The 13,134-nt window shown below is 69.9% G+C and carries 15 protein-coding genes and 1 tRNA gene; 7 read left to right on the forward strand and 9 right to left on the reverse strand.

What is annotated here, in order from left to right; genetic code table 11:
- The first annotated feature begins 23 nt into the window (after positions 1-23).
- The 6 genes from ehuB to BLV72_RS11780 all read left to right on the forward strand — a co-directional run bounded on the left by ehuB (position 24) and on the right by BLV72_RS11780 (position 4,305).
- A complete protein-coding gene (gene ehuB, locus BLV72_RS11755; protein ID WP_093462067.1) occupies positions 24-947 on the forward strand; it encodes an ectoine/hydroxyectoine ABC transporter substrate-binding protein EhuB in 924 nt (307 codons plus the stop codon).
- Positions 944-1,693, forward strand: a complete 750-nt coding sequence (gene ehuC / locus BLV72_RS11760) for an ectoine/hydroxyectoine ABC transporter permease subunit EhuC (protein ID WP_093462068.1) — start codon at positions 944-946, stop codon at positions 1,691-1,693. Before ehuB ends, ehuC begins: the two co-directional genes overlap by 4 nt.
- Positions 1,690-2,340, forward strand: coding sequence for an ectoine/hydroxyectoine ABC transporter permease subunit EhuD (ehuD, locus tag BLV72_RS11765; RefSeq protein ID WP_093462070.1), 651 nt, complete (start codon positions 1,690-1,692; stop codon positions 2,338-2,340). Before ehuC ends, ehuD begins: the two co-directional genes overlap by 4 nt.
- Positions 2,341-2,362: 22 nt before the next feature.
- Entirely contained in the window at positions 2,363-3,133 is a 771-nt protein-coding gene (ehuA, locus tag BLV72_RS11770; protein WP_059142026.1) for an ectoine/hydroxyectoine ABC transporter ATP-binding protein EhuA, read from the forward strand.
- Positions 3,134-3,345: 212 nt separating this feature from the next.
- A complete protein-coding gene (locus tag BLV72_RS11775; protein ID WP_093462071.1) occupies positions 3,346-4,107 on the forward strand; it encodes an IclR family transcriptional regulator domain-containing protein in 762 nt (253 codons plus the stop codon).
- 124 nt (positions 4,108-4,231) lie between these two features.
- Positions 4,232-4,305 (forward strand) — tRNA-Lys (locus BLV72_RS11780).
- A gap of 46 nt (positions 4,306-4,351) precedes the next feature.
- Here BLV72_RS11780 and BLV72_RS11785 read toward each other — a convergent pair.
- The 3 genes from BLV72_RS11785 to BLV72_RS11795 are packed head-to-tail and all read right to left on the reverse strand — an operon-like array spanning position 4,352 to position 6,300.
- A complete protein-coding gene (locus tag BLV72_RS11785; protein WP_093462073.1) occupies positions 4,352-4,570 on the reverse strand; it encodes a DUF2277 domain-containing protein in 219 nt (72 codons plus the stop codon).
- A 33-nt stretch (positions 4,571-4,603) separates the two neighbouring features.
- Positions 4,604-5,458 (reverse strand): alpha/beta fold hydrolase, encoded by an 855-nt coding sequence (locus tag BLV72_RS11790; protein ID WP_093462074.1) that lies wholly within the window; start codon positions 5,456-5,458, stop codon positions 4,604-4,606.
- A gap of 23 nt (positions 5,459-5,481) precedes the next feature.
- Positions 5,482-6,300 carry a 4'-phosphopantetheinyl transferase family protein gene (locus BLV72_RS11795; protein WP_093462076.1) on the reverse strand — a complete coding sequence of 273 codons (819 nt, stop codon included), beginning with the start codon at positions 6,298-6,300 and terminating at the stop codon, positions 5,482-5,484.
- Positions 6,301-6,576: 276 nt separating this feature from the next.
- Here BLV72_RS11795 and BLV72_RS11800 point away from each other — a divergent pair, with 276 nt between their 5' ends.
- Positions 6,577-7,488, forward strand: coding sequence for an alpha/beta hydrolase (locus BLV72_RS11800; protein ID WP_093462077.1), 912 nt, complete (start codon positions 6,577-6,579; stop codon positions 7,486-7,488).
- Between the two features lie 90 nt (positions 7,489-7,578).
- On the opposite strand, the gene BLV72_RS11805 is transcribed toward BLV72_RS11800, so the two are convergent.
- From BLV72_RS11805 to BLV72_RS11830, 6 genes are all read right to left on the reverse strand, one after another.
- Positions 7,579-9,333, reverse strand: coding sequence for an acetyl/propionyl/methylcrotonyl-CoA carboxylase subunit alpha (locus tag BLV72_RS11805; protein ID WP_093462078.1), 1,755 nt, complete (start codon positions 9,331-9,333; stop codon positions 7,579-7,581).
- A 54-nt stretch (positions 9,334-9,387) separates the two neighbouring features.
- Complete coding sequence (locus BLV72_RS11810) at positions 9,388-10,317, reverse strand: alpha/beta hydrolase (protein WP_093462080.1); 930 nt, start codon at positions 10,315-10,317, stop codon at positions 9,388-9,390.
- A 121-nt stretch (positions 10,318-10,438) separates the two neighbouring features.
- Complete coding sequence (locus BLV72_RS11815; protein WP_093462081.1) at positions 10,439-11,236, reverse strand: 2-hydroxychromene-2-carboxylate isomerase; 798 nt, start codon at positions 11,234-11,236, stop codon at positions 10,439-10,441.
- Between the two features lie 54 nt (positions 11,237-11,290).
- Complete coding sequence (gene fabG / locus BLV72_RS11820) at positions 11,291-12,076, reverse strand: 3-oxoacyl-ACP reductase FabG (protein ID WP_093462083.1); 786 nt, start codon at positions 12,074-12,076, stop codon at positions 11,291-11,293.
- A gap of 33 nt (positions 12,077-12,109) precedes the next feature.
- A complete protein-coding gene (locus BLV72_RS11825) occupies positions 12,110-12,676 on the reverse strand; it encodes a 3-hydroxyacyl-ACP dehydratase FabZ family protein (protein WP_093462084.1) in 567 nt (188 codons plus the stop codon).
- Positions 12,660-13,133, reverse strand: a complete 474-nt coding sequence (locus BLV72_RS11830; protein WP_208905611.1) for a 3-hydroxyacyl-ACP dehydratase FabZ family protein — start codon at positions 13,131-13,133, stop codon at positions 12,660-12,662. The genes BLV72_RS11825 and BLV72_RS11830 overlap by 17 nt, the downstream gene beginning before the upstream one ends.
- Between the last annotated feature and the right edge of the window lies 1 nt (position 13,134).

The raw sequence follows: 13,134 nt of genomic DNA on the forward strand, positions 1-13,134 counted from the left end.
TGGAGTCGGGTAGCCGCGCGCCCATGGCTCCACCACGTGAGAAAGACACCGATAGCAGAGAAATAGCGAAAATGGGACCCAGCCGCCGCTCTCTTCTCGCCGGCGGCGCGGCCCTGGGTCTGCTGGGCGCGGCCGGCTGCAGCCGGGTGTCCGGCTCCGGCGCCGAGGACGGGGGCAATCTGCTGGAGCGACTGCGGTCGCAAGGCACGGTCCGACTGGGAATAGCGGGGGAGATCCCATTCGGCTATATCGACAAAAACGGTGAGTTCACCGGCGAGGCGCCGGAGATCGCGAAGGTCATCTTCAAGCGGCTGGGGGTGCCCAAGGTCCAGCCGGTGCCGACCGAGTTCGGCTCGCTCATCCCTGGCCTTCGCTCGCAGCAGTTCGACGTGGTGTCGGCGGGGATGTACATCAACCCGGACCGCTGCGCCCAGGTGATCTTCTCCGACCCCGACTACCGCATGCGTGACGCGTTCATCGTGCGCAAGGGAAACCCCAAGAACATCCACAACTACGAGGACATCGTCAAGCAGAAGGCCAAAATGGCCACCGGTACCGCATATGCCGAGATCGGCTACGCGGAGGCCGTCGGGATCAAGCAGAGCGACATGCTGATCCTCCCCGACCAGCTCGCCGGGCTGCTGGCCGTGGAACAGGGCCGGGCCGATGTCTTCGCGGGTACGACCGTGACCGTCCACAACGTGGTGAAGCAGCGGAACAGCCGGCGGGCCGAGGCCACCGAGCCGTTCCAGGCGTACGTCGACGGCAAACCGGACATCGGCGCCGGCGGCTTCGCCTTCCGGCCGGAGGAGACCAAGCTCCGGGACGCCTTCAATGTCGAGTTGCACAAGATGAAGAAGAGCGGCGAGCTGTTGCGCATCGTGCGGCCCTTCGGCTTCACCAAGGAAGAGATGACCGATCTGACCGCCAAGGAGCTGTGCTCATGACGGCCGGACTGTGGGAAAACTGGCTTCTTCCGGGCGTCTGGATCACCATCCAGCTCACCCTGTTCAGCGCGGTCTTCGCGGCCGCCGTGGCGTTCGGCATCGGGATCGCCCGCACCTCCCGGCTGTGGATCGTCCGCTTTCTGACCGGCTTCTATGTGGAGATCTTCCGCGGCACCTCGGCCCTGGTGCTGATGTTCTGGCTGTTCTTCGTGATGCCGCTGGCCTTCGGGTACCAACTGGTGTCGATGTGGGCGGCGGTGCTGGCGCTGGGCCTCACCTACGGGGCGTACGGCTCGGAGATCGTGCGCGGCGCGATCGCCTCGGTGGCCCCGGCGCAGCGTGAGGCGGCCATCGCGCTCAGCTTCACCCCCGCGCAGCGGATGCGCCGGGTGATCCTGCCGCAGGCGATCCCGGAGATGATCCCGCCCTTCAACAATCTGCTGATCGAGCTGCTGAAGGCGACCGCCCTGGTCTCCGCGGTGAGCGTCGCCGACATCACCTTCGCCGCCCAGCTCTCGCGGCTGGCGACCGGCGACAGCCTGGAGATCTACGCGATCATCCTGGTCCTCTACTTCGTGTTGGCCTTCGTCCTCACCCGGCTGATGCGGCTGCTGGAACGGCGCGCCAAGGCGGGCATCGGCCAGGCTCCGGTGAAGTCCGACAAGGGCCCGCTGGTCACCCGGAAGCTGTCCGCGCGCCAGGAGTCCGAGCAGTCGTCCAACATCATCACGGGAGGTGCCCAGTGACCTGGAACTGGGATGTGGCCAAGGACTTCCTCCCCGAGCTGGGCCGCGGACTGCTGATCACCCTGGAGGCGACCGCGCTGGGCTCGGTCCTGGCGTTCGCGCTCGGCCTGGTGTGGGCGATGGCCTTCCGCTCGCCGACCCGCTTCGTGCGCTGGCCGGTGGCGGCGGTCGTGGAGTTCATCCGCAACACCCCGCTGCTGGTGCAGCTCTTCTTCTTCTACTACGTGCTGCCGACCTGGGACATCAAGTTCTCGGCGCTCACCACCGGCGTGATCGCGCTCGGCCTGCACTACTCGACGTACACCGCCGAGGTCTACCGGGCCGGTATCGACGGTGTGCCCAAGGGGCAGTGGGAGGCGGCGACCGCGCTCAGCCTCTCCCGCGGCCGTACCTGGACCGCGGTGATCCTGCCGCAGGCCATCCGCCGGGTGGTGCCCGCCCTGGGCAACTACGTCATCGCGATGCTGAAGGACTCCCCGATGCTCGCGCTGATCGGCGTCGTCGACATGCTGCAGAAGGCGCGCGCCGAAGGCGCGTCGTCCTTCCAGTACATCGAGCCCTACACGATGGTCGGCATCGCCTTCATCGTCATCGCCTATCCGGCTTCCCTTCTGATGCGAGCCCTGGAGCGTCGTCTTGGCCACTGAAACCGACCACACGAATCCTGCCGTGGACGGCAGTGAACTGATCCGCTTCGACCAGGTGACCAAGCGCTTCGGCAGCAATACGGTCCTGGACAACCTCGACTTCTCGGTGTCCTCCGGCAAGCACGTCACCCTGATCGGCCCGTCGGGATCGGGCAAGACCACGATCCTGCGGCTGCTGATGACGCTGATCAAGCCGGACGAGGGCACGATCAAGGTCGACGGCGACTACCTCACCCATGAGGACAGAGGCGGCTCGCTGGTCCCGGCGGGCGAGAAGCACACCCGTGAGGTGCGCAAGAAGATCGGGATGGTCTTCCAGCAGTTCAACCTCTTCCCCAATATGCGGGTGCTGCGGAACATCACCGAGGCCCCGGTGCATGTGCTCGGCCTGAGCAAGGACGAGGCCGAGACCCGCGCCCGGGAGCTGCTCGACCTGGTCGGGCTGGGCGACAAGTGCGACGCGTACCCGACGCAGCTCTCCGGCGGGCAGCAGCAGCGGGTGGCGATCGCCCGGGCGCTGGCGATGCGGCCGCAGGTGATGCTGCTGGACGAGGTGACCTCGGCGCTGGACCCGGAGCTGGTGGCCGGGGTGCTGGATGTGCTGCGCGACATCGCTCATACGACGGACATCACCATGCTGTGCGTGACGCATGAGATGAACTTCGCCCGGGACATCTCCGACGATGTGCTGATGTTCGACGCGGGCCGGGTGATCGAGTCCGGGCCGCCGGAGAAGATCTTCACCGAGCCGGAGCACGAGCGGACGAGGGAGTTCCTGAGCGCGGTTCTCTAGATCATCCGCCCCCTGCCAGGTAGATCACCCGGCCCCTGTCGGCACTGCCCCCGCGACCCACCCGCGGGGGCATGCCTATGTCATATGCCGTGGATATACGCCCCTGCTGGCCGGGGTGCGGCACCTTGGCAATATCCTCAACAGCCGATCCGGATAAGCCCCTTGGCGGTTATCGTGATACAAAGCCACGCCAACCTGCGAGGGGGGAAATCGTGGCGCTCAGGCCCGAGCCGACCGCACCGTTCCACTCGGTGCAGCACGCCCTCCGGATCCTGGAGGTCGTCGCCAAACACTCGTCCGGCGTCAGCGACATCATGATCGCCCGGGAGACCCGGCTGCCGGCCCACCAGCTCGCCGATCTGCTGCTGATGCTGCGCCGTGAGGGCTATGTGGAGCAGATCGCCGACGGTGCCTATGTCGGCGGGATCTCCCTGGCCCTGCTGGGCTCCGCCGGCCCCGACCGCGGCCATGCCGTCCAGGACAAGCTCCAGCGCTCCCTCACCGCGTTGCGCGACTCGGTGGGCGCGGCGGTCTATCTCAGCCGCTATGTGGACGGCGAAATCAAGATCACGCAGTATGCGGACGGACCGCGGACGCCCAAGGTCAACGAGTGGGTGGACTTCCGCTCCGCCGCCCATGCGATGGCGCTCGGCAAATGCCTGCTCACCCAGCTCGACCACGACAGCCGTCGCGATCACCTCGCCCGCCACAAGACGGTGCGGCTCACCTCCCGGACCACCACCAACGAGAAGGTACTGTTCCGCAAGCTGGACAGCCAGCCCGCCACTGTGCCCGTGCTTGACCTGCAGGAATACGCGATCGGCACGGTTTGTGCGGCGGTTCCGGTCAGCGCCGGCCGCTCGGTGGGGTGTCTGGCCCTCTCCCTCCCCCTGGCCCATGCCCACCGGCTGCGCCAGGCCGCCGACGCCCTCAACCGTGAGGCGGCCCCGATGCTGCTCTCCCTCTCCATCTGAGCCCCGCTCCCGGCCCCAGCCGCCCCCGGAGGGAGCCCCGGCCGCTCGGAGGGCCCCGCCATGCCCCGCAGAGCGATGGTCAAAACCACCCTCCCGGACCAGGTAGTATTTACTTCGTCAGCAGGCGCCGCTAGCTCAGTTGGTTAGAGCAGCTGACTCTTAATCAGCGGGTCCGGGGTTCGAGTCCCTGGCGGCGCACAACTGATCAAGCGGATGGCCCGGGTGCTCAAGAGCCCCGGGCCATTCAGCGTGCCGCCCCGCCCCGCACCTCGAGCGAGTCCAGCAGCTCGCCCGTGGCTGCGGCGATCGCCTCGACGGCCTTGTCGAACGCCTCCGCGTTATGCGCGGCCGGCCGGCGGAAGCCGGAGATCTTGCGGACGTACTGCAGCGCCGCGGCGCGCATATCGTCCTCGGTGACCACTTCGGCGTACGGCGGGCGGAGTGTCTTGATGGATCTGCACATACTGACGACGGTACGCCGGGGATCCGACAACCCCTAGGCCGTGGGCGCGCCGCCCAGGACGAACGCGCGGATCAGGTCGGCCAGCGGCCCCGGCTGGTCCTCGGGGATCAGGGTGTAGCTGTCGGGGATCTCCACCAGGCTGCCGTGCGGAAGCAGACCGGCCAGGCGCAGTCCGTGCTCGGGGGGCATGACGCGGTCCTCGGACGCCCAGGCCACCAAGGCGGGGCGGTCGAAGGTGCGCAGCGCGTCGGCCCAGCGGAGCAGCTCGTCCACCGGTGGCACCCCGAGAACGTATTTCCGCAGGTCACGGCGGATCTCCGGGGAGGTCCACAGCGGCTGGAACCAGGCATCCATCACCTTCCGGTCCACCGGGCGCTTGGTCATCCACCCCCAGGTGATCGGAAGCCGCCGCAGGGGCTCCATCTTCAGCAGCTTGAAGGCGACGTTGAGCCCGCCCGGCAGCTTCGCGGCCATCACCAGATTCCGGCCGGGCAGCCCGGGCGGGAAGTTCTCGAACGCCTCGCAGGAGGTGATCACCAGGCGGCCGATGCGCTGGGCGCGGCCGTCGGCGATCAGCGCCTGGGCACCGCCCCAGTCGTTCATGGCCAGCGTGACGTCCGTAAGGTCGAGCCGTTCCAGGAACTCGGCGACCAGCCGGGCCACCCCGAGCACCGACAGATCCGCGTCGGGCCGCATCGCGCGGCGGTGTCCCCCCAGGGGGAGGGTGGGGACGACACAGCGGATGTCGGGGCCCAGCGCGGCAACCACATCGCGCCACAGCGAGCCGTTCATGGCGACCCCGTGCAACAGGACCGCGACGGGCCCCTCGCCTCCCGTGTCCTCGTACTCGACGGTGCCTGCCGAGAGTTCCACCTCGAGATGCGGCATGGCGCCGACTGTACCCGGGCCGCTCAGCCCAGGGGCAGACCGGCCACGGTCACCACCGGCCGCGCCGGGCCACCGGGCGCGGCCTCGTTCCGTACGGCGACCGCGGCGTGGTAGCCGGGCGGTGCCTCGATGTCGGCGAAGGCCCAGCCGCTGGGGCCGGACGGCGCGCCGGCGGGGGCCAGCCCCTCGGCGAGACCCACATGGTGGGCGCTGATCCCGCCCGGCAGCCCGGTGCCGATAACCTTGAGGTACGCCTCCTTACGGACCCAGCAGCCCAGGAACGCCTCCGCCCGCAGCTCCTCCGGAAGCGCGTCGATCGCCGCCCGCTCCTCCGGGTGCAGCTGCCCGATCAGCCCCGTCAGCCGGGTCCCGGTGCGCTCGGGGTCCCGCTCCTCGACATCGGCGCCCACGGGCACCCCGGCGACGGCGCACAGGGCGGCGTCCCCGGAGTGCGAGAGGGAGAAGTGCAGCGAGTCCTCGCCCGCCAGGGCCGGGCGGCCGTGCGGCTTGTCGCAGTCCGGCATTCCGCAGGTCTCCCGGACGAACGCGACCTCGGCCGGGGCGATGCCGAGATAGCCGCCGAGCAGCGTCCGCAGCCCCACATGGGAGGTCACATAGCGCTCGCGCAGCAGGTCGGTCCGCAGCCTCCCCGCGCGCTCGCGCTCCCGCTCGTCCAGCACGCCCTCCGCGACTGCGGTGGCAGCGGCGGCATAGGGCGGTATCCGCAGCAGCCATACGGCCACCTCACCGGGGCCGGGGCGGTCTCCGGGAGTGGGCAGGGCGCCGACCGGGGCCCATCGCCGGGGTTCTTGTGCGGGCTGAACCGGGCTGGTGAAGGACACTGTTCGCTTCCCCCGTGCTATCGGCCGATGATGCGCTCGCTGTGGACGTATTGACGGTACAGCGGCGCGCGCGGCGCGCCGTGGACCCCCCGCCGTCCGAACGCGCCTCCAAGGCCGGTTCCCGCGCCCCCAACGCCCTTGCCGCGCGGCGGCGTTGCCGATCACGGGCACCCGGTGACTTCGGCCACGTTCGCCTCCCGGCCGACGCGGTCACCTGCCCGTCCGCACTACGATCGCGCACGTCCGGGCACGAGCGGTGATAGGGGTTTGACGACCATGGCGACGGGATTCCTGGCCAAGGCGGCCTCGGCGGTGACCCTCCCGGTGGCACCGTTGTACGGCGCCTTCCTCTCGTACATGATCTACCACCCGCCCCGCAGGCCACATCACAAGAAGCCCGCCGACCTGGGGCTGACCAGCACGGATGTCAACGTTCCGCTGAACGGTCAGCAGGGGCGCGGACTGCATGTCTGGCTCATCCCCGGCGACACCGAGCGGGTCGTGGTCCTCGGACACGGCCTGGGGCTGAGCAAGTCCGCAAGCCTGGCGCAGGCGCGGCTGCTCAGCGAGGCCGGCTATACGGTCGCGATGTTCGACCACCGCAACCACGGTAAGAGCGTCGCGGACCGGGCGGGCTGGGGCATGAGCGACCGTCACACCGACGATGTGGTCGCCGTGGTGCGGCATATGCGGTCGATGGACGCGTACGCCACGGCGCGCATCGCGATCTACGGCTTCTCCATCTCGACCTTCCCCTCCTTCTACATGCTCAAGAGGGAGGACTGCCCGGTCGACGCGGTGATCTTCGACAGCGGTCCGGCGCTGGAGCTGGCCCCGCTGTTCCGGAACTTCGTCGCGGCCGGCGGTGTGCCCATCCCCGGCCCGCTGGGCACCGGACCCTCCCGCGCGGTCGTGGAGACGGTCGCCTCGTCGGCCGCCGTGGCGATGCTGCGGGTGCAGTGGCCGCCGCCGCTCGGCGGCGCGTACGAGCGCACCCCGATGCTCTTTCTGACCGGTGAGCTCGACACCATGATCCCCGCGTCCGGGGTGCGGGCGCTGGCCGAGCGCTATCCGCTGGCCGAGGTGCACACCCTGCCGGACACCGAGCATCTGCAGGGGATCAAGACCCAGCCGGAGACCTACGCGGAGACGGTCCTGGGCTTCCTGGAGCGGACGCTCAAGGACTGAGCTGCGGGCTGGTCTCAAGGACCGGCCCAAGGGCTGACCGTGACGGCGGGCTCCGCTCGGAGCCCGCCGTAAGGGTGTCATCGCGCCGGGTCAGTCCTTGATTTCGCAGATCACGGCGCCCGCGCTGACCGAGGCGCCGACGTTCGCGTTCAGGCTCTTGACGATGCCGCCGCGGTGGGCGTTGAGGGGCTGTTCCATCTTCATGGCCTCCAGGACGACGATGAGGTCGCCCTCGGCCACGGTGTCGCCCTCGCCCACGGCGACCTTGACGATGGTGCCCTGCATCGGGGAGGCCAGGGCGTCGCCGGAGGCGGCGGAGCCGGACTTCTTGACCGCCTTGCGCTTCGGCTTCTTGGTCCCCGCGACCTCCCCGGGCGACACCGCCAGGCCGAGGACCGCCGGAAGCGAGATCTCCAGCCGCTTGCCGCCGACCTCGACCACGACGGTCTCGCGGGCGGTGGGCTCGTCGACCTCGTCCATTCCGGTCGGAGCGAACGGGGCGATCGTGTTCGTGAACTCGGTCTCGATCCAGCGGGTGTGGATCGTGAACGGCTCGCTGGTGAACGCCGGGTCCACCACCACGGCCTGGTGGAACGGGATGGCGGTGGCCATGCCGTCGACCTGGAACTCGGCCAGGGCGCGGGCGGCGCGCTGGAGGGCCTGGGCGCGGGTGGCACCGGTGATGATCAGCTTGGCCAGCAGCGAGTCCCACGCCGGGCCGATGACGCTGCCGGACTCCACGCCCGCGTCCAGCCGGACACCGGGCCCGGCGGGCGGGACGAAGGAGGTCACGGTGCCGGGGGCGGGCAGGAAGTTGCGGCCCGGGTCCTCGCCGTTGATGCGGAACTCGAACGAGTGCCCCCGCATCGGCGGATCGTCGTACCCCAGCTTCTCCCCGTCCGCGATGCGGAACATCTCCCGCACCAGGTCGATGCCGGTGACCTCTTCGGTGACCGGGTGCTCCACCTGGAGTCGGGTGTTGACCTCGAGGAAGGAGATGGTGCCGTCGTTGCCCACGAGGAACTCGACGGTGCCGGCGCCCACGTAGCCGGCTTCCTTGAGGATGGCCTTGGAGGCGGCGTAGAGCTGGTCGTTCTGCTCCTGGGTCAGGAATGGGGCCGGGGCCTCTTCGACCAGCTTCTGGTGGCGGCGCTGGAGGGAGCAGTCACGGGTGGAGACGACCACGACGTTGCCGTGGGTGTCGGCCAGGCACTGAGTCTCCACATGGCGGGGCTTGTCCAGGTAGCGCTCGACGAAGCACTCCCCACGCCCGAACGCCGCGACGGCCTCGCGCACGGCGGAGTCGTAGAGCTCGGGGACTTCTTCCATGGTGCGGGCGACCTTCAGGCCGCGGCCGCCGCCGCCGAAGGCGGCCTTGATGGCGATCGGCAGGCCGTGCTGCTCGGCGAAGGCCACGACCTCGTCCGCGCCGGAGACCGGGTCGGGGGTGCCGGCGACCAGCGGGGCGCCGGCGCGCTGGGCGATGTGGCGGGCGGCGACCTTGTCGCCCAGGTCGCGGATGGCGTGCGGCGGAGGGCCGATCCAGGTCAGGCCCGCGTCCAGGACGGCCTGGGCGAACTCGGCGTTCTCGGAGAGGAATCCGTAGCCGGGGTGGACGGCGTCGGCGCCGGATTCGGCGGCCGCGGCCAGGACCTTGGCCTGGTCGAGATAGCTGGCCGCCGGGGTGTCACCGCCCAGCGCATAGGCTTCATCGGCCGCGCGCACATGACATGCGTCCCGGTCCGGATCGGCGTAGACGGCTACGCTCGCGATCCCGGCATCCCGGCAGGCACGGGCAACACGGACAGCGATCTCGCCACGGTTGGCGATGAGCACCTTCTGCATGCTCTCTCTTTCCTCTTCCGAAAAGTTCCGTCCCGGGAGGGACGGTCAAGGTTGCTACCCCAGGGCCCGCTCGAGGAAATCCAGCACCACGCTCGCGTAGCCTTCAGGATCGGTCTCCAGCCCGAGCAGATGCTCGGCTCCCGGCAGGACGTGCGTCTCGGCCTGTGCATAGCGCTCGGCCAGCGCGTCCACCGAGGAAGGCGGCACGATCGCATCGTGCTCGCCCGACATGAACAACAGGGGGATCTTGGCGAACTTGCCCGTCGCGGGCGGGGGCCACTGGGCCCGGAGCATGGCCGGGCCCACCGCGCACAGCGTCCGCGCCACCACCGAACGGGCCGGCTCGCCCTTCAGCACAGCGGGCAGCGGCAGCGCCTCCGCCTCCAGGAACTTGCGCAGCAGCGGCGGGACGTCGTGCCCCGGCCCGCTGTCGCATACCAGCGCGTCAAGTTCGAATCCGTCGTGCGTCAGCGCCCACATGGACGAGAAGCACGAGAACGAGAAGCCGTAGAAGGCTATCCGCGCCGTGCCGTACCCCCGCTGGTCGCGCAGATGGGACACCACGGCGGTGACATCGCTCGCGAACCGGTCGCCCAGCCCGAACAGCGCCCGGTCGTCGCTGCTGGCCCCGTGGTTGCGGTGGTCGAACAGACAGACGGTGTACCCGGCGTCGTGCAGGAACTTCGCATGGCGCAGGCTGTGGTCCTTCGCCGTGGCCATGCTGTGCCCGAGCACCACCACCTTCTCGGAGGACGCCGGGCACAGCCAGGTGTCCAGGTGCTTCCGCGCCGCGAAGGGCACCTTCAGCTCCGTACAGGGCAGCCCGTGGTCCCGTGGGTGCTCCCGCTGTTCCCGGCGCCGCGGATGGAAGGCCAGATACGCCAGCGAGGCCCCGTACAGCGGGGCGATCGGCAGGGCCGCGGCCGAGAGGGCGCGGGCTCCCAGGGAGGGGGAGCGCGCCGACGTCTGGCGTGGCTCGGGCATCTGCGTCCTCCAGGAGGGGGAGTGTCCGTCGGCGGTCAGGGCGTTCTCGTCTCGGTCGCGGCGGGCGGTGGACGGGCGGTCGGACGGGCGACAACGTGTGAACGAGCGGGCGGGCGAAGAGTCAGCCACAGCCTCCGGCATGGCCCGGATCGGCCGACCGGGCGGCGGCGAAGTCGGTGTCCGACGGCACGGCGGCGGGCGTGTCCCGGGCACGGGGGCCGGACCGGTCACCGGAGCCCGGGCGCGGCCCGGAGCCGGAGCGGACCGCGTCGACGAAGGCCGGCAGCCGGTCCACGCCCCAGAACTTGTCATAGCCGTGGGTGAAGAACGGCACGCCGAACGCCCCGGCGTCGCTGAGCGCGAGCAGGGCCTGGAGTCCCCGGCCGCCGCGCAGCTCCTCGTCATCGGCCGCTGCCGCCGCCCGGTCGGCCGGAAGCCCCAGCTCACCGGCGATGGCCGCGATGGTCGTACGGTCGCAGATGTCGCGGCCCTCCTGCCAGCGCGCCCGGTAGACGCGCTCGATGTAGTCGGGGCCGAGCCCCGCGTCCAGCGCCAGGAAGTACGGCAGATGCGGCACCTCCCAGACCGGGTCGAGATCCACCGGCCAGTTGACCGCGAGGCCGCGGTCGGTCGTCAGCCGGCGCACATCCTGGAGGATATAGAGATGCTTCTCCCGGGACATCGCCGTATACGGAAAGTGATGGCGTTGTTCGGCCATACGGCGCTCACCATCCGCGTCCGGCTCCCACCACGGGTGCCATTCCACCGCCTGTGCGACATCCGGATAGCGGTCCATCAGATCACGGTAGGCGATCCAGCTGTACGGGCTGCGGAAATTGAAATAGAAGCGCGGTACTTTGCTGCGCTTGGCTGCCACGTCCGTACCCCCTCGCTCGTCCATCTCGTGCATGACGCTCATCGAGCGGCCCTCAGCCGCCGGACACCGCTCGAACAAAGGTGCCGACGGCGCCCGTCAGAGGACGATGCCGCCGTCGACCTGGAACACCGCACCGGTCACATACTCCGCTCCGACCAGGTACGCGACCATGTCGGCGACCTCCTCCGGACGGCCGAAGCGGCGCAGCGGGATGCTCTGCTCCGCCTCCTTGCGCACCCGTTCGGAAAGCTCCGCCGTCATATCGGTCTCGACGAAGCCGGGCGCCACCACATTGGCCCGTATGCCATACCGTCCGACCTCCTTGGCGAGCGACTTGGTGAAGCCGATGATCCCCGCTTTCGAGGCCGCGTAATTGCTCTGGGTCGCATTGCCGTGGACCCCGGCGACCGACGAGATGTTGATGACGCATCCGGACTTGCGTTTCATCATTCCGAACACCACGGAACGGCACAGGTGATAGGTGCCGTCCAGGTTGACCTCCAGAACGTCCCGCCACTCCTCGTCCTTCATCAGCAGCAGCGGATTGTCCCGGGTGATCCCGGCGGAGGTGACCGCGACGTCGACCGGGCCGAGCGACTCCTCGGTGAAGGCGACCAGTTCGCGCACCGCGCCCGCGTCGCGGACGTCCGTCTGCCGGCCGATCACCCGTCCGCCGCCGTGCCGCGCCGCCTCCTCCTCCAGCTCACGGGCGGCATCGGGGCTGGAGTGATGGCAGAACGCCACATCGAAGCCGTCCCGGGCCAGCCGCAGCACGGTGGACCGGCCAATGCCGCGGGAGCCGCCGGAGACCAGCGCGACGCGCGGCGTCGGCTCGTTGTCACCGGATGCGCGGCCCGTGTCGTCGGATATTCGGTCGGACATACGGTGAGGTCCTTCTCCCGGAGGTGGTGTCGGTCAGAGGGGGTCGGGCACAGGGGGGTCGGGCACGGGTGGCGCGGCCGCCGGCGAGTCGGTCGCGGGCGGACCGGTCACAGGTGAGGCGGTCATGGGCGGGGCGTCCAGGTCGGAGGCCGGGCGCATGGTCATCGTCAGCCGCCCGATGGTGAGGACGGTCTCCTTCCCGACGAGGCTCTCGCCCTCGAAGACGAAGGTCTCGCCGACCTGGCGGGCCAATCGCACATGATGCTCCACCACATCGCCCGGCACCACCGGGCGGTGGAACTCGGCGTCGGTGATGCCGCCGAGCAGCATCGCCTTGCCCTTGCGTACGTCGGGGTTGGGCCGGTCCCAGGCCACCAGCACCCCGGCCACATGGCACCAGGACTCGATGAGCACCGTCCACGGATAGTGGTAGTCCTCCGCGGACGCGGTGTCCGGCATCCCCTCGTACCAGGGCTCATTGCAGGTGACCGCCTTCAGCCCGCGCGCCCGCTCGCCCGGCACCAGCTCGGTGACCCGGTCGATCAGCAGCATGGGGTAGCGGTGCGGCAGCACCCGCTTGATCTCATCGACGGTGATCATCCGGCGTCCGCTCCTCGGCCCTGGTCTCGCCACTCCCCGCCCCGGCCTCCGCACCCCGGGCGTCCCGGTTCTCGAAGCGCAGCCTTATCTGCGCGGCGGGTCCGCGCCCGGTGGCCGCCGAGGCCCGGCAGCGCACCGCCCCGTCCTTGCGCGACCAGACATATTCGCTGGTCAGCTCGTCTCCGGGGTAGACCGGGCTGAGGAAGCGGGAGGACTCGACGGCCGCCAGGACCCAGCGCCCGCCCGGTACGCGCTCCGGCAGCGTGGCGAGGGCGCCGCGCTGGACGTACTCCACGACACATACGCCGGGGAAGATGGCGAACCCCGGGAAGTGCCCGGCGAACACCTTCTCCGACGCGCCGACCACGGCCACGCACCGGGCGGGCCGCTCACCGGGGACACCGGGGTCCACGACCTCCACGGTGCCGTCGACCGGCCCGCAGGCGGCCGCCGTCATC

Source organism: Streptomyces melanosporofaciens (genome assembly GCF_900105695.1).
Lineage (GTDB): Bacteria > Actinomycetota > Actinomycetes > Streptomycetales > Streptomycetaceae > Streptomyces > Streptomyces antimycoticus.